17 protein-coding genes are annotated in these 15,036 nt (G+C 48.3%); 15 read left to right on the plus strand and 2 right to left on the minus strand.

Annotated elements, in window-relative coordinates; translation table 11 throughout:
• The 4 genes from QUB68_RS29720 to QUB68_RS29735 form a co-directional block, all read left to right on the plus strand.
• Positions 1 to 3,239 (plus strand): plasmid replication protein, CyRepA1 family (locus tag QUB68_RS29720; protein WP_332998522.1); only part of this gene is annotated, 3,239 nt, incomplete at its 5' end.
• Between the two features lie 28 nt (positions 3,240 to 3,267).
• The gene (locus QUB68_RS29725; RefSeq protein ID WP_332998523.1) at positions 3,268 to 4,002 is read left to right on the plus strand and encodes a tyrosine-type recombinase/integrase; all 735 of its coding nucleotides are present in this window, start codon (positions 3,268 to 3,270) and stop codon (positions 4,000 to 4,002) included.
• A 174-nt stretch (positions 4,003 to 4,176) separates the two neighbouring features.
• Positions 4,177 to 4,446, plus strand: coding sequence for a hypothetical protein (locus QUB68_RS29730; protein ID WP_332998525.1), 270 nt, complete (start codon positions 4,177 to 4,179; stop codon positions 4,444 to 4,446).
• A 68-nt stretch (positions 4,447 to 4,514) separates the two neighbouring features.
• Positions 4,515 to 5,024 carry a hypothetical protein gene (locus QUB68_RS29735; RefSeq protein ID WP_332998526.1) on the plus strand — a complete coding sequence of 170 codons (510 nt, stop codon included), beginning with the start codon at positions 4,515 to 4,517 and terminating at the stop codon, positions 5,022 to 5,024.
• A gap of 6 nt (positions 5,025 to 5,030) precedes the next feature.
• On the opposite strand, the gene QUB68_RS29740 is transcribed toward QUB68_RS29735, so the two are convergent.
• The gene (locus tag QUB68_RS29740) at positions 5,031 to 5,363 is read right to left on the minus strand and encodes a hypothetical protein (protein ID WP_332998527.1); all 333 of its coding nucleotides are present in this window, start codon (positions 5,361 to 5,363) and stop codon (positions 5,031 to 5,033) included.
• A 291-nt stretch (positions 5,364 to 5,654) separates the two neighbouring features.
• Between QUB68_RS29740 and QUB68_RS29745 the strand changes: the two genes are divergently transcribed.
• The 11 genes from QUB68_RS29745 to QUB68_RS29795 all read left to right on the plus strand — a co-directional run bounded on the left by QUB68_RS29745 (position 5,655) and on the right by QUB68_RS29795 (position 14,844).
• Positions 5,655 to 5,996: a hypothetical protein gene (locus QUB68_RS29745; protein ID WP_332998528.1), complete on the plus strand. Its 342-nt coding sequence runs from the start codon at positions 5,655 to 5,657 to the stop codon at positions 5,994 to 5,996.
• A gap of 8 nt (positions 5,997 to 6,004) precedes the next feature.
• Positions 6,005 to 6,508, plus strand: coding sequence for a hypothetical protein (locus tag QUB68_RS29750; protein WP_332998529.1), 504 nt, complete (start codon positions 6,005 to 6,007; stop codon positions 6,506 to 6,508).
• A complete protein-coding gene (locus QUB68_RS29755) occupies positions 6,505 to 6,774 on the plus strand; it encodes a hypothetical protein (RefSeq protein WP_332998530.1) in 270 nt (89 codons plus the stop codon). The genes QUB68_RS29750 and QUB68_RS29755 overlap by 4 nt, the downstream gene beginning before the upstream one ends.
• Complete coding sequence (locus tag QUB68_RS29760; protein ID WP_332998531.1) at positions 6,762 to 7,310, plus strand: hypothetical protein; 549 nt, start codon at positions 6,762 to 6,764, stop codon at positions 7,308 to 7,310. The genes QUB68_RS29755 and QUB68_RS29760 overlap by 13 nt, the downstream gene beginning before the upstream one ends.
• 1,169 nt (positions 7,311 to 8,479) lie before the next feature.
• Complete coding sequence (locus tag QUB68_RS29765; RefSeq protein ID WP_332998532.1) at positions 8,480 to 11,857, plus strand: plasmid replication protein, CyRepA1 family; 3,378 nt, start codon at positions 8,480 to 8,482, stop codon at positions 11,855 to 11,857.
• Positions 11,858 to 12,261: 404 nt separating this feature from the next.
• Positions 12,262 to 12,558, plus strand: coding sequence for a hypothetical protein (locus QUB68_RS29770; RefSeq protein WP_332998533.1), 297 nt, complete (start codon positions 12,262 to 12,264; stop codon positions 12,556 to 12,558).
• Between the two features lie 44 nt (positions 12,559 to 12,602).
• The gene (locus QUB68_RS29775; RefSeq protein WP_332998534.1) at positions 12,603 to 12,977 is read left to right on the plus strand and encodes a hypothetical protein; all 375 of its coding nucleotides are present in this window, start codon (positions 12,603 to 12,605) and stop codon (positions 12,975 to 12,977) included.
• 208 nt (positions 12,978 to 13,185) lie between these two features.
• Positions 13,186 to 13,527 carry a hypothetical protein gene (locus QUB68_RS29780; protein ID WP_332998535.1) on the plus strand — a complete coding sequence of 114 codons (342 nt, stop codon included), beginning with the start codon at positions 13,186 to 13,188 and terminating at the stop codon, positions 13,525 to 13,527.
• A gap of 8 nt (positions 13,528 to 13,535) precedes the next feature.
• Positions 13,536 to 14,042, plus strand: a complete 507-nt coding sequence (locus QUB68_RS29785; protein ID WP_332998536.1) for a hypothetical protein — start codon at positions 13,536 to 13,538, stop codon at positions 14,040 to 14,042.
• Entirely contained in the window at positions 14,039 to 14,308 is a 270-nt protein-coding gene (locus QUB68_RS29790; protein WP_332998537.1) for a hypothetical protein, read from the plus strand. The genes QUB68_RS29785 and QUB68_RS29790 overlap by 4 nt, the downstream gene beginning before the upstream one ends.
• Complete coding sequence (locus tag QUB68_RS29795) at positions 14,296 to 14,844, plus strand: hypothetical protein (RefSeq protein WP_332998538.1); 549 nt, start codon at positions 14,296 to 14,298, stop codon at positions 14,842 to 14,844. The genes QUB68_RS29790 and QUB68_RS29795 overlap by 13 nt, the downstream gene beginning before the upstream one ends.
• A gap of 12 nt (positions 14,845 to 14,856) precedes the next feature.
• On the opposite strand, the gene QUB68_RS29800 is transcribed toward QUB68_RS29795, so the two are convergent.
• Positions 14,857 to 15,036, minus strand: a 180-nt coding sequence (locus QUB68_RS29800) for a hypothetical protein (RefSeq protein ID WP_332998539.1), incomplete at its 5' end; no start/stop codon positions are given.

Consider the following 15,036-nt stretch of genomic DNA (forward strand, 5'->3'; position numbering starts at 1 on the left):
AGGTGCTTTTTGAGATTCTCAACCCAAAAGTCACAGCGACACAAAGTGGCACGGGCGTTAGAGCCGGGAAAGTACGCACAAATCTTGACGACTGTATGGAGTCCGTGGCGTTAGAGTGTCACGGCCGTGTTAAAGCTACCAGTGGCCCGCTAGCCAAGAAGGGTAAATATTTAAACTCGAATGGGTATTACGACAAGGCCGGACGGTACATCAAAATTCCCTGCCGTCCGACGTTTCTATTGCCGACACTGGAAATGTGGCAGACAATAGCCGACCGCTACGGTGTTGCAGTTCCTGAGAATCCCGTTTTAATCGGGCCACACAAACTCGCGATCGGATTTTGGGGTTGGGTACGCGACAACAATATTCCTATCAAATATGCCGAGGGTGAGAAAAAAGCAGGGTGTTTGCTGCTTCTCGGCTATGCAGCGATTTCTCTAAATGGCATATGGATGGGCCGGCGGGTAATTTACCGCGAGTCTGACGGCAAAAGAATCGGCGAGAAGCTGCACGAAAATTTACAGGAATTCGACACGCCAGGGCGCGAAATCACTTTCACCTTTGACTACCGCCCTGGGAATTACTTTCAATCTGTAGAATTCAAAGCGGCACGAGCTACGGGGGAGCTGCTGCAAAATGCGATCGTCAAAATCGCACAGTTGCCGGGCCCGGAAAAAGGAATTGACGATTTTGCTGTTGCTGGCGGTGATGTGGATGCGGTAATGTTGGCCGCTAGAAGCATTGATGAGATTCAGAAGCAATTCTTCTTGTGGCTCAGCAAGGAAAATAAGAAAAAAGCTTGGGCGCTGACTCACCCGATTGCGTGGGACTGCCACCAGCGGTATCTTGATATTCCTTACCCCGACTCAGGACTCATCTGCATCAAGTCGCCAAAGGGTACAGGGAAAACCTACGCGCTCAAAAAACTAGCGGCCAAAGCTCAATCAGAAAATCGCAAAGTTTTAGTAGTTACTCACCGCATCGTTCTCGGTCGCGCTATCTGCAAGGTTGTAGAAATTCCTTGGATTGAGGAAATGAACAGCGACGCCGATCGCAAAATTGAGGGAAATTTCCTAGGACACGGCTTGTGCATTGACAGCTTGCATCCCACATCCCAAGCATTGTTTGACCCCAAAGCTTATGAAGGCGCGCTGGTAATTTTTGATGAGTGTGAACAAATTTCTTGGCACGGGTTGAATTCCAGCACCTGCCGGGAAAATCGGCAACCAATTCTTGGTTCACTGAAAGCTTTATTTCAGACCGTTCTCAGTTCCGGTGGACAATTAGTGCTGCAAGATGCCGATTTAAGCGACTACAGCATTGATTTTGTTCGCGAGTTTGCCGAAAGAACCGATATCAAACCTTGGATTGCAGTAAATCACTGGCAGCCGTCTGAGCCGTGGAACATCTTGTTTTACAATACTCAACACGTCAAAGGTGGAACTAAAGACGATCCATCGGGACTCCTGAGAGATTCAGTCGATATGGTGAATTCTGGGGACAAAATCTGGGTTAGCACTGACTCCCAAAAAGCCAAGAGCAAATATGGCACTAAGAATTTGGAAAAATATTACCGATCACGCTGTCCTGGTAAAAAGATTCTCAGAATTGACGCTGAGACTGTTGCCAACCCTGAGCATGAAGCTTACCAGTGCGCGGAATCAATCAACGGACTAGCAGCGCTCTACGATATTGTGATTTGTTCGCCATCGCTGGCGACCGGGGTATCCGTTGACTTGCGGGGACATTTTACTGCCGTGTTCGGCATTTATCAGGGCGCAATTGCTGACAACGAAGCTCGACAATCTCTGGCGCGAGTACGGGAACCGGTGCCGAGATTTGTTTGGTGCCGCCAGATGGCAGTGGGGAAAATTGGCAACGGGGAAGCAAATTACAAGGAAGTAGCCAAGTCCAAGGAAAAAGACTGCCGCTACAATTTGCAGTTGCTCAGAGATATTGACTTTGACCTCGACAAAGCTCATAACCCAGTGGTTTTGAAATTTTGGGCAAAGTACGCGGCCCGAATAAATTCATCAATTTGGGATTTTCGGGAGACTGTACGTGAGGGGCTTGAGGCAGAAGGACACAACATTACAGAGTGTGGGGATGACGATGGAGAAACCGCAGGACAAATTAAGGAGCTGAGGAATCTCAATCAATTTGAGGAAGCCGAGGCGGTGGCACAAGCAGAGGACATCGATCGGGAGGAATTTGAGAAGCTCGAACAGCAGCGCAGCAAAACCGACACCGAACGATATAAGGAGGAAAAATTCAGGTTGAAGGAAATTTACAAAGTTGAGGAAGTTACCCCAACACTCAGGCAACTCCATCAAGATAGGTGGTACGGCAAAATTCAGCTTGAATATCTTCTTACCAACAACCCAGATTTTATCTGGATGCGCGATCACAAAAGTATCGACTCCCAAATTAAGAACGGCGACGGGCAAATTTGCCTGCAAGATGTCCGACAACTCACTGGCAAGCTGAAAATCCACGAAGCCTTAAATACTTTGCAGTTCTGTGACCCGACAAAAGAATGGCACAACAAGTCGCCAGAGATTCTTGAATTTGTAGGCAAGGCTTTGAAATTTGCATCTGACATCAAAACTTTGACGGGCATAACAGTCAGCCCAAAGAAGGCAGAAGAGAACCCGATCGGAGTCGTGATCAGTTTTCTTGGTCAACTGGGACGTGGCAAACATTCGAGCGAACAGCGGCGCGTCGGTGAAGAGCGGGTGAGATTCTATAAATTTGGCGGCGCCGCTTGTGTGAACGTATTCGACAGCACTGGAAATAAAGTTAAGGAGTCTGAAGGTTTGCGCTCGCAGATTTTTGAAGCTTGGCAGAAACGGGATGAACTCGCTTTATTTGAATTCCAGCAACAGGGCATCACAGCAGTTGAGGCTGATGTCACAGTAGACCTCAAACCCTCTCACGGCAAGGTTCGACTCAAAAAAGACGTGTATTTGGGTTCTGTCACACCTCGGACTATAGATATAGAGAATATACCTAGTGTGACAACAACCTCTACCATAGAAACTCCCATAGAACCAACAGCAGAACCATCGCCGGAACCTATCGGTCGATCAGGATGGGTAAGTCGTTGGGGTAAATGGGTAAGAGCTTCCTTCTTAGCAGCTACCGACGGCAAACAGTACAGGATGCTGATAGAGCAAGTCGGAGGATGGAGTGAGGTGCTCGCATGGCCCGAACTAATTCGCTGGGATGTACCGACATGATGTTTAATTGCTGCAAGGAGTTTGGGACGTGGTAGTGAAAATAGACAGGCACGGGCAGGCATCGGTGCTGACCTCAGATGAAATTGAGTTGCTATTTAACGATGGGCTTTTGACCGATCGTGATCGCACCTTGTTCGGGGTGTGCCTGTTTAGTGCGTGTCGCATCGCTGAAGCCTGTTCGCTCTTGACCAAAGACGTTTATGCCGCGAACGGTCGGGTCAGACCCGAGCTAATCATCCGCAAAGCCAACACCAAAGGAAAACTGGGGACGCGCACCATTCCCGTTATCGAAGATTTGCGATCGCTACTTGCGAGTTGGCAGTCGAGCGCCGGGGCAACTTATCTATTTCCAGGCCGCCACAGTAACCACCACTGGCGACACCTCCATCCAGAATCCGCCAGTCATATCTTGGCAGAAGCTGTGGAGCGAGTGGGGATGGAAGGATTCAGTACCCACAGCTTCCGCCGCACCGCCCTAACTCAGATGAGCAACGCCGGCATCCCCTTGCGAGTCATCCAGAAACTTAGCGGCCACAGATCGCTCGCTGTCTTACAAGAATATTTAGAAGTTGGCGATGCCCAAGTCAGAGGTGCAGCGAACGCGCTTTCGGCTCTGGGATACGTCAGAAAATCGCAGTTTACTGATGCAGAGCTAGAATTAGGCGAACGGCGGTTAAATCAGTCCCCAGAGAACATAAAAAGTCAGGTTGTTGATATTGACTACCCGTTAGTTGAGAATAAACAAGGATGTAGTGAGGACTGACAAAACAGTAAGGCACTATTGTTTTACAGCAAGAATATCGTAAGACATATAAGTAAGATGGCGTAAGACTGTCTGTAAGATGATTTGTTGTTATACGTCTTACATTCTGCCTACCAATGTCTTACTCTTGAGTAAGACAACTAGAGAAGGTGTAAGACGATGGCTGATAAGACGATGTTGAACTTCCGATGCCCCGCCGAACTACTGGACGCGATCGACGCGCTAGGGCAAGAGCGCTATCCCAGTGAAACCGCCAAACACGGCTGCGATCGAACGAAGACCCTGCTTGATATTGTGCGGGCCGGTATTGAGGCTTTATCTGATGGATCAGTTGTCTTACGAGTGTCAGACAATAACGTAAGACACAGTAAGACAGAGAACACGATTGACATCGAGGCAAGGTTTGCCGCCATTGAGGAACGGCTGGGAAAATTGAGGGCCTGAGTGAATCGCCTACAGAGGAATCACTCAGGCCGGACACCGCAGAGGAAGTCGAAAATCTACGGCGCTCATTGGAAGGTTGCGATCGCCTAATTACAAGAAAAAATCAAGAACTTCAGGCTATAAGCGGTGTATTAACCGCTGCCAACCAAGGAATTTCTGATCGGGATGCTGAGATTGAAGTCCTAGAATCTCGGCTGGCAGCGAAGCCTACCGACCAAACTGATGCAGTTATCTCGCGCAACGCCAAGATTCAAGAACTGGAAGCGCGCAACCACGAATTAAGGAACAAACTTACCGAAAGGAGGCACAGCGACGGCGAGAAAATTCGAGATTTGGAGCGGAGCTTGGAAAATTGCCAGCGAGTGCGATCTGACAAAATTTTGAAAGTTGAGCGCTTAGAATTTGAACTCGCAGCGCTCCGATCGCCAGCTAAATCTGAAAATTCGGCGCCGACCCGAACTGATTTTGAAGCCCTGGACGCGGCAGACTTGTTAAATAAACTCAAGGCACGGCGTAAAAAGTCCAAAACGGACTTAGCCGATGTAGAGGAAATTCTGGAAATTTTGACCGAAGACTGACGCCTGTCAACCGCCGCCGTTGCCTCGGTTGCGAAGCTGGTTGTTGAGGTACTGCCAGATATCGCGAATCTCCACGTGCATCAGCCGCATTTGCTCCCGCCATTCATTTTGCTGCTGGGAAACCAATCTCAGCGCTTCTTGGTGGCTCTGGATTGCTGTAACCACGCGCTCTACCCGATCTGTAAGTCGGTCTATACGCTCTGTCAGGCGATCGATCGCTGCGGTGTTGGCGCTAGTCCGGACTTCCAATCGATCCAGCGCCTGTGCAGTCACCTGCTGCTGCTGGGCGGTGGCGGCCAAGATGGCTTCTATTCTGTCTAGTCTGTCGCTTGAATTCATTTCAGTTCACCTGTGTCACGATACTTGTGTTGACTTATTTTCTACCCTCACCGCAGCAGTGTCCGGGCCTATGAGGCGTACTGGCAAACTCAAGACGCAGGCGGAACCACCGCCAGAACGGCTGGGAACCTAGTGCCAACAAAACTTAACGCGGGCATCTAGTCATGTCTGCGCTGGCATGATACTTTATAAATCAAGGAAGATTGATGCGCGGTAGAGCGGTGCGATCAACACCACACTAACCACGACTTCCCCAAACCGTTATTACACAACGATTGGAGCTAAATAATTATGACAGACAAACCGTCCGTAGACTGCGGGCGATCGTATTTCTTTACGGGCGAAGACTCCCGCAAGATTGACGCGCTCAAAATGCGGGCGGAACAATTAGGGCTGACTCCCTACGCGAAACTCTACGGTGATAAGCGGTGTACTGCGACGTGGCAGAGACTCCTAGAACACGAGCCGGAACTCGAACCGCTGCACCCGCGCCAAACTGAAAAATCACCGCAAATTAACTGGCAATTGGCGATCGCCCTTTTTATCGGTGCGATGGCTTTGCTTTGTCTGCTCAAACCTTTAGCCAATAAGGCTTTACCTATTCACATCACAATTCAAATAGGACGGAAATAATGGGAGTAATGACAACTCTATTCGGCGGCTCCAATAAAGGAAGCGGCCAAATGGCAACTACCAGCGATGGCAGCCACGCGATCGACAAATCGAAAGTGTTGGCAGCCACAGCACCGGGCGTAATCACGCCGATGAATCCCGGCGATTTCGGTAGCATCCGCAGCATTCCTGTAGTGCCAGCCCCTCGCTACTTTGACCGCGAAGAAGCCGACAGGCTCAAAGAGCTTGCCAAGGAAAAGACCGACGGTGCGCGCCAAAGCAAACGAGCCTACAATGCCCTAGGCAAAATTGAGGAAGCCGACGCGACTGTTCACAAAGCACACCGGAAATATGAGGGCGTGGTTGCCGACAACGAGCTAGGCAAGAAAAAAGCTGACGGCCGGCTGGCAAAACATCTGCATACACTCCGACCGGGTTATGCGCGTCTAGGGATGGGCATCGAACAAGCTGAGCAAAAAGCTGACGCGCGTATCAGTGAAATCAGAGCGAGATTGACGGAGGCTGCAAGATGACCAGGGCAACCGCGACACTCAACACTTTTGTGATGGTTGCGGTTGCCAGCAGTCTTGTAACTTGGCTGGCAACTCTGCACCCAACCGCGCTGCACTTTATCCGGGCGCTTTACGCTCTAACTCTATGCCTGTGGGCTTTGGGATGGATTCTGGATGATGCCTTGATTGCCCGATTCAAAATAGATGTGCTGCAATACCGTGGCATTTTAGTCGGCTCTGGGGTAGCAATCACGTTCGGGCTGGGGGTGATTTTATGTCGCTCCTGAAACTTTCGGCGCTGACAATCTCTGGGATAACCCTATGGCTAGCGCCGCCAGCTATCCTCTCGCGCAAGGTTCCTATGCACGGCTTAGTGCAAGGCATCGCGCTGATTTCAAGCTTTGCCTGCTGCTTTGAAGCGCGCCGAACTGCGATCGCCCTTTCTCAGGCTGAGGAATTTGAAGCTATGCAGAAGGCTGCGATTAGTGGCGATGCTGCTGATGAGCTAGCAACAACGGTTTATATTTCCGAGCAACAGCGCCGTCAGGAGGCAGAACAAATTCTGAACCCAGTACCAAACCCAAACGACGCGGTTCTGTTGCTCGAACGTGCCCTAGCCTTGAGTTCTGAGGATTCAGAGGCTGAAAGTTCAGAACCTGATTTGACCCCAGAAGAGCAAGAACTGGCGGAGAAAATCATGAACCTGAAGGTTCGAGGCTACGGCAAAGTCAAGATAATCTCTGAGCTTTGGGGTGCAAGCAAAGGTGGTGGGGCAAAATACAAAGCTGCTGAGGCTGAGTACAGACGGCTAACTGGGGAGTGAGACGAACATACGTGCTGCATAGCCAGAAACCTAATGGGTTTCCGAAATGAACAACCATGTAACAACTAAGGTGCTTGCAAGCACTTTGCCAGCACTAGCAAACTCTACGAGTTTCGTTATTGTCCACACTCTTTTTCTAGAAGCCTCTGGACGGTGTTTTAGGTGTTGCAAGTTGTCGCGGAACATTTAAGTGTTCCGAGATCGCAGGAACAACCGCTAACAGCAGTCTGACAGCGCAAACCATTCGTGTTTGTAAATGCGGAAGGTTGCAACCTTCCGTGGTGTTTTAAGTACGTCCGAAAAACGTGGCGTTTACGTCCAGAAACTCACTCGTCGGGTTTAAAGGGAAAAGCAAGCGACGAACGGCTCATCAGAAGGCTTCTAGTGCGACGTACTAAAACACAACCCTAGGGGTGCGCTTAGCACTTCCGAGCATGAGGCAGACGTAGCAAAACTCCGGCGTGGTGTCGGAGTTTTGTTGGGTGCGTCACCGCTGCAAACTAAATGACAATTTATTTTAATTTTTAATTACACCCATAGACCCGAATCGTGCTGTATGATGACTCATCACCTGTGGGCTAACACCTTAATCTCGACTGGCAAGCCGTAGATTACCAGGTTACTTTTTAAAAAACGATGCCACACCAAGAAGCCGCTGTTTTCCAACTTATTGGAATTTTTGAAGAATTGTTGTGCATACTCAGTAGGTATACCGTAGAATCGACAATTGCTTCCCTATCAGGGTTTTTTAACTAGCCACTATTTCTTGGCGTTTTAGTCAACTAGACTCTTTTTCACAGCGTCAAAATAGTTGCTAATAAGATATAAAAAAAACAAATCAAGCGGTTAAGAATTCTATAGTCCAGTGCTAATATACTGTTGGATAGTTTTTATATGCTGTGATATTTTTGTATAAAAACGTTTGTGAGAAACAAAAGAGCAACTGTTTTTAGTGTTTCTTGCGTTTTTAGTGATTTAGTACGTAACGTAATAGTGACTCTGGTATTGCGTAACCGACAAATCTAGTGGTAATATGTTTTTTAAGTGATTGCTGGATAGTAACCACTAAAAAAAAAGAGCCTGATACCGAATCGAGAGTGTGCCTAGTAAACTCAACTCTTAATCGGTGGGGGCTCTTTTGACCAATAATATTCTGGATTTAATTTATCATGAATACCTTGCATACAGCAAGCAATATTGCTGAGGGTGATTTTTTACCTCTTTCAACAGAACATCTACAAGAATGGCTCACCAGCGGTGTAGATGAAGAAATCATTAGACTAAACGTCCACAGCGTCCGTGGCGCAGAGCTTTTCGAGATACTTAACCCGAAAGTCACAGCGACACAAAGTGGCACGGGAGTTAGATCCGGGAAGACACGCGCAAGGTTAGACGACTGTATGGAATCCGTGGCGATAGAGTGTCACGGTCGCGTTAAAGCAACCAGCGGCCCGCTAACCAAGAAAGGTAAGTATTTAAATTCAAACGGTTACTACGACAGCGCTGGGCGATACGTCAAAATTGATTGCCGACCGACTTTTTTGAGAGTTCCGCCGCATACCTGGCAACGAGTAGCCGATCGCTACGGCGTCGCAATTCCCGAAAATCCAGTGATTGATGGTGATGGCGCTGCGGTCGAATTTTGGGACTGGGTACGCGACAACAACATCCCTGTCGCACCTGCTGAGGGGGAGAAAAAAGCAGGATGCTTGCTGACTCTGGGATATGCAGCGATTTCTTTCAATGGCATCTGGATGGGCCGTCGAGTTATTTTCCGCGAGTCTGACGGCAAAAGAATCGGCGAGAAGCTGCACGAAAATTTACAGGAATTCGACACGCCAGGGCGCGAAATCACTTTCACCTTTGACTACCGCCCTGGGAATTACTTTCAATCTGTAGAATTCAAAGCGGCACGAGCTACGGGGGAGCTGCTGCAAAATGCGATCGTCAAAATCGCACAGTTGCCGGGCCCGGAAAAAGGAATTGACGATTTTGCTGTTGCTGGCGGTGATGTGGATGCGGTAATGTTGGCCGCTAGAAGCATTGATGAGATTCAGAAGCAATTCTTCTTGTGGCTCAGCAAGGAAAATAAGAAAAAAGCTTGGGCGCTGACTCACCCGATTGCGTGGGACTGCCACCAGCGGTATCTTGATATTCCTTACCCCGACTCAGGACTCATCTGCATCAAGTCGCCAAAGGGTACAGGGAAAACCTACGCGCTCAAAAAACTAGCGGCCAAAGCTCAATCAGAAAATCGCAAAGTTTTAGTAGTTACTCACCGCATCGTTCTCGGTCGCGCTATCTGCAAGGTTGTAGAAATTCCTTGGATTGAGGAAATGAACAGCGACGCCGATCGCAAAATTGAGGGAAATTTCCTAGGACACGGCTTGTGCATTGACAGCTTGCATCCCACATCCCAAGCATTGTTTGACCCCAAAGCTTATGAAGGCGCGCTGGTAATTTTTGATGAGTGTGAACAAATTTCTTGGCACGGGTTGAATTCCAGCACCTGCCGGGAAAATCGGCAACCAATTCTTGGTTCACTGAAAGCTTTATTTCAGACCGTTCTCAGTTCCGGTGGACAATTAGTGCTGCAAGATGCCGATTTAAGCGACTACAGCATTGATTTTGTTCGCGAGTTTGCCGAAAGAACCGATATCAAACCTTGGATTGCAGTAAATCACTGGCAGCCGTCTGAGCCGTGGAACATCTTGTTTTACAATACTCAACACGTCAAAGGTGGAACTAAAGACGATCCATCGGGACTCCTGAGAGATTCAGTCGATATGGTGAATTCTGGGGACAAAATCTGGGTTAGCACTGACTCCCAAAAAGCCAAGAGCAAATATGGCACTAAGAATTTGGAAAAATATTACCGATCACGCTGTCCTGGTAAAAAGATTCTCAGAATTGACGCTGAGACTGTTGCCAACCCTGAGCATGAAGCTTACCAGTGCGCGGAATCAATCAACGGACTAGCAGCGCTCTACGATATTGTGATTTGTTCGCCATCGCTGGCGACCGGGGTATCCGTTGACTTGCGGGGACATTTTACTGCCGTGTTCGGCATTTATCAGGGCGCAATTGCTGACAACGAAGCTCGACAATCTCTGGCGCGAGTACGGGAACCGGTGCCGAGATTTGTTTGGTGCCGCCAGATGGCAGTGGGGAAAATTGGCAACGGGGAAGCAAATTACAAGGAAGTAGCCAAGTCCAAGGAAAAAGACTGCCGCTACAATTTGCAGTTGCTCAGAGATATTGACTTTGACCTCGACAAAGCTCATAACCCAGTGGTTTTGAAATTTTGGGCAAAGTACGCGGCCCGAATAAATTCATCAATTTGGGATTTTCGGGAGACTGTACGTGAGGGGCTTGAGGCAGAAGGACACAACATTACAGAGTGTGGGGATGACGATGGAGAAACCGCAGGACAAATTAAGGAGCTGAGGAATCTCAATCAATTTGAGGAAGCCGAGGCGGTGGCACAAGCAGAGGACATCGATCGGGAGGAATTTGAGAAGCTCGAACAGCAGCGCAGCAAAACCGACACCGAACGATATAAGGAGGAAAAATTCAGGTTGAAGGAAATTTACAAAGTTGAGGAAGTTACCCCAACACTCAGGCAACTCCATCAAGATAGGTGGTACGGCAAAATTCAGCTTGAATATCTTCTTACCAACAACCCAGATTTTATCTGGATGCGCGATCACAAAAGTATCGACTCCCAAATTAAGAACGGCGACGGGCAAATTTGCCTGCAAGATGTCCGACAACTCACTGGCAAGCTGAAAATCCACGAAGCCTTAAATACTTTGCAGTTCTGTGACCCGACAAAAGAATGGCACAACAAGTCGCCAGAGATTCTTGAATTTGTAGGCAAGGCTTTGAAATTTGCATCTGACATCAAAACTTTGACGGGCATAACAGTCAGCCCAAAGAAGGCAGAAGAGAACCCGATCGGAATCGTCGCGAGTTTTGCTGCACAACTGGCATTCAAGTTCAAGGGCAAACAGCGTCGCGTAAATGAAAAGCGGGTGAGATTTTATAAGTTTGGCGGCGCTGCTTCTGTGAATGTCTTCGACAGGGCTGGCAATAAAATTCAGGAGCCTGAAGGTCTACGATCGCAGATTTTTGAAGATTGGAGAGAACGGGATGAACTCGCTTTATTTGAATTCCAGCAACAAGGTATCGCAGCAGTTGAGGCTGATGTCACACTAGACCTCAAACCTTCTGCCAGCAAGGTTCGGGTCAAAAAAGACGTGTATTTGGGTTCTGTCACAGCAAGTTCTATAGATATAGAGAATATCTGTAGTGTGACAACAACCTCAAGCATAGAAACTCCCATAGAACTGACATCGGAACCGACAGAACTACAGCCGGAACCTAGCATGAGAATGGGATGGATACCGCGTTGGGGTAAATGGGTGAGAGCAAGCTTCCTAGAGGCTGTTGGCACTCAATATCGAATGCTAATAGGGGAAGTCGGGAGCCTGACAGAGACGCTGGCATGGCCCGATAAAATCCGATGGGATGATGCAGCATTCTAGGTTAGCCGCCGATCACAAAATTGGTCTATTCCCGGTAAACTTGGTAGCTATCCTGCTGTATAGGCAGGCAGAGGATTAATGCGGGCAACGGCTTTAGGCTTACTGCTATGACTTTGCGTACCAGTTAAGATACCGCGACGGCTAGGATGGCGTAAATACCGCTGGACTACCGATCGCAAAATCCGACATATTGGGTACGCAGCGGGTACGGATTCTGAAATCTAATATCTAAGAATCCGTAAGTTCTCTATGTGTGGGGATTCTCAGGGCATCGAGTGCATAGTTCGTAGCGCCGAAGGAACCGCCCGACCTACGCCTTTAATCTTTGTCTAGCAAACTACTAGACAAACTAAAAGGCAGTGTGCTAGTATTTGTCTAGTGGTTTGCTAGACAAGATAAAGACTATGAATGACAAAGAACGGATTCAACTTAATCTCCGATTAGATGGCAATCGCGAACTTATGGATGCCATCAAAGCAGAGGCTAGTACGGCAGGAATCAGCGTCAATGCTTGGGTTGTGCGGACTTTGCAATCTGCCATCGGTAAAACTCCGATCGCAATTCCAACACCAGAGCTAGACAAAACGCTAGACAATACACTAGACAATACAATAGAACAAAAGCTAGTACCAGTGCTAGACAAAATGCTAGCAGATAAATTTGCAGCGATTGAGGAACGGCTGGGAAAATTGAGAGCCTGAATGATAGCAACGATGAATCGTTCAGGCTTGATACAGAGGAAACCTTGCAGCAACTTGAGGCAAGCGATGCAATTATCCGCAACAGGAATCAGGAAATTGCAACACTGAACGCTCGACTCGCTGGCAAGGATGAAATAATCGCAGAGGCGGACGCAGAAATTGAGAATCTAAAATCCGAGCTTTCTAACGCAAAACTCGCAGTACAGCAATATTCAGAAATCGCATTCGAGAATCTGAGGGAGAAAGAAAAGTTAGAATCTGAGCTTGTCAGCGAGAAAAATAAATCATCGGCTGCGACCGGGAAAGATTTATCGGAAATTGAAGCGGCCGACCTGCTGAACAAATTAAAATCGCAGCGCAAAAAATCTAAGGCAGACTTAGCAGATATCGAGGCAGTTTTAGAAATCTTGGATAAGTAGGATTTATCGGTCAATAATTCCCGATCGCACTCCCAGACAATGAACCTATCGGGAACCGCGACATAAGAAATTCTGAACCATTGACAGAACCGCCGGAACCTGCAATCTTTAAATCAAGGAAGATGTTGCGCGGTAGTAGAGCTTGTCACAGCCCCACTAACCACGACTTCCCCAAAAGTTAACACACAACGATTGGAGCTAAATAATTATGACTCACGAACCGCCCTTATGCGACGGGCGATCGCATTTATTTACGGGAAAAGATTCTCGTAGTATCAGCGCGCTCAAATTGCGGGCGGAACAACTGGGATTGACTCCCTATGCCAGCTTGTATGGCGACAAGCGGTGCAAGGAAACTTGGCAGAAATTGCTCAAACACGAGCCAGAACTAGAACCGCTGCACCCGCGCCCCATCCAAAAATCTTCAACTATCGACTGGAAATTAGCGATCGCTCTTTTTATCGGAGCAATGGCTTTACTTTATCTGCTTAAACCTTTGTACAACAAGGCTTTACCGATACAAATCAACATTCAAATAGGACGGAAATAATGGGACTAATGACTACTTTATTCGGCGGCTCCAACCAAGGCAGCGGTCAACTTGCATCATCATCCAGCGATGGCAGTCACGCGATCGACAAGTCAAATGTACTAGCTGCAACCGCGCCCGGTGTAATAACTCCGATGAACCCCGGTGATTTTGGCAGTATCCGAACCGCGCCTGTGGTTCCCGCACCGCGATACTTTGAGCGAGATGAAGCCGACCGACTCAAGGAACTGGCAAAAGAGAAAATCGACGGCGCGCGACAAAGTAAACGAGCCTACAACGCACTAGGCAAAATTGAAGAAGCCGACGCGACGGTTCATAAAGCGCACCGCAAATATGAGGGAGTTGTCGCCGATAACGAACTCGCAAAGAAAAAAGCCGATGGCCGACTCGCAAAACACTTGCACACACTCCGACCGGGTTACGCACGGCTTGGAATGGGAATTGAGCAAGCCGAACAAAAAGCCGACGCACGAATTAGTGAAATCAGAGCAAGATTAACCGAGGCTGTGCGATGACTAAGGCAACCGCGACGCTCAATACTTTTGTGATGATTGCGGTTGCCAGCAGCTTTTTTTGCTGGCTGGCAACTTTGCACCCTACCGCGCTGCATTTTATTCGAGCGGTCTATGCACTACTTTTTTGTTTGTGGGCCCTAGGGTGGATTTTAGATGATGCCCTAATTGCCCGATTCAAAATAGATGTGCTGCAATATCGCGCGGTGTTGATTGGTTCGGCTGTCGGGATTGCGATCGGGTTGGGGGTGATTATATGTCGCTCTTAAAATTATCAGCGCTGACAATTTCCGGCATCGCTCTATGGCTAGCACCGCCGGCCGTCCTATCTCGCAAAATCCCGATGCACGGCTTAGTGCAAGGTGTGGCGCTTGTATCTGCTTTTGCTTGCTGCTTTGAAGCGCGCCGAACTGCGATCGCTCTTGCCAAGGCTGAGGATTTTGAGGCAATGGAACAGCGGGCGATTATTGGGGATGCTGAGGATGAACTGGCAACATCGGTTTATGTGGCAGAACAAAAACGCCGCAAAGAAGCCGAACAAATCTTGAACCCAATGCCGAACCCAAACGACGCGGTTCTGTTACTAGAGCGTGCTTTAGCTATAAATTCTGAAGGTTCCGAACCTGAAGTTTCCGAACCTGATTTGACTCCTGAAGAGCAGGAATTAGCAGAGAAAATTCAGAACCTGAAAGTTCGTGGATACGGCAAGGTCAAGATCATCCTCGAATTGTGGGGAGCTAGCAAAGGTGGCGGTGCAAAATACAAGGCTGCTGAGGCTGAGTATAAGCGTTTAGTCGGGGAGTGATTTTAGGGCTTTTTAAAGCGTTACACGTTGGGATCGATCACTTAAATGATCGGTAACTCTCATGTACACCTGTAAGCGTTTCTGGGTAAGCCTTTTAGGTGTTGCAAGTTGTCGTGGAACATTTAAGTGTTCCGAGATCGCACCTAACACCTCTGGTAATTTATTTTTGGAAGCTACCGACTCGCCACTTTG

The sequence above is a fragment of the Microcoleus sp. A006_D1 genome (assembly GCF_036702805.1).
In the GTDB taxonomy this organism is placed as follows: Bacteria; Cyanobacteriota; Cyanobacteriia; order Cyanobacteriales; family Microcoleaceae; genus Microcoleus.

What these genes read in the sequence shown, in the direction of transcription:
- QUB68_RS29740 (WP_332998527.1), bottom strand. Translation starts at nt 5,363, where the DNA reads ATGAATTCAAGCGACAGACTAGACAGAATAGAAGCCATCTTGGCCGCC.
- QUB68_RS29750 (WP_332998529.1), top strand. Translation starts at nt 6,005, where the DNA reads ATGACAACTCTATTCGGCGGCTCCAATAAAGGAAGCGGCCAAATGGCA.
- QUB68_RS29780 (WP_332998535.1), top strand. Translation starts at nt 13,186, where the DNA reads ATGACTCACGAACCGCCCTTATGCGACGGGCGATCGCATTTATTTACG.
- QUB68_RS29745 (WP_332998528.1), top strand. Translation starts at nt 5,655, where the DNA reads ATGACAGACAAACCGTCCGTAGACTGCGGGCGATCGTATTTCTTTACG.
- QUB68_RS29770 (WP_332998533.1), top strand. Translation starts at nt 12,262, where the DNA reads ATGAATGACAAAGAACGGATTCAACTTAATCTCCGATTAGATGGCAAT.
- QUB68_RS29795 (WP_332998538.1), top strand. Translation starts at nt 14,296, where the DNA reads ATGTCGCTCTTAAAATTATCAGCGCTGACAATTTCCGGCATCGCTCTA.
- QUB68_RS29730 (WP_332998525.1), top strand. Translation starts at nt 4,177, where the DNA reads ATGTTGAACTTCCGATGCCCCGCCGAACTACTGGACGCGATCGACGCG.
- QUB68_RS29790 (WP_332998537.1), top strand. Translation starts at nt 14,039, where the DNA reads ATGACTAAGGCAACCGCGACGCTCAATACTTTTGTGATGATTGCGGTT.
- QUB68_RS29785 (WP_332998536.1), top strand. Translation starts at nt 13,536, where the DNA reads ATGACTACTTTATTCGGCGGCTCCAACCAAGGCAGCGGTCAACTTGCA.
- QUB68_RS29755 (WP_332998530.1), top strand. Translation starts at nt 6,505, where the DNA reads ATGACCAGGGCAACCGCGACACTCAACACTTTTGTGATGGTTGCGGTT.
- QUB68_RS29765 (WP_332998532.1), top strand. Translation starts at nt 8,480, where the DNA reads ATGAATACCTTGCATACAGCAAGCAATATTGCTGAGGGTGATTTTTTA.
- QUB68_RS29760 (WP_332998531.1), top strand. Translation starts at nt 6,762, where the DNA reads ATGTCGCTCCTGAAACTTTCGGCGCTGACAATCTCTGGGATAACCCTA.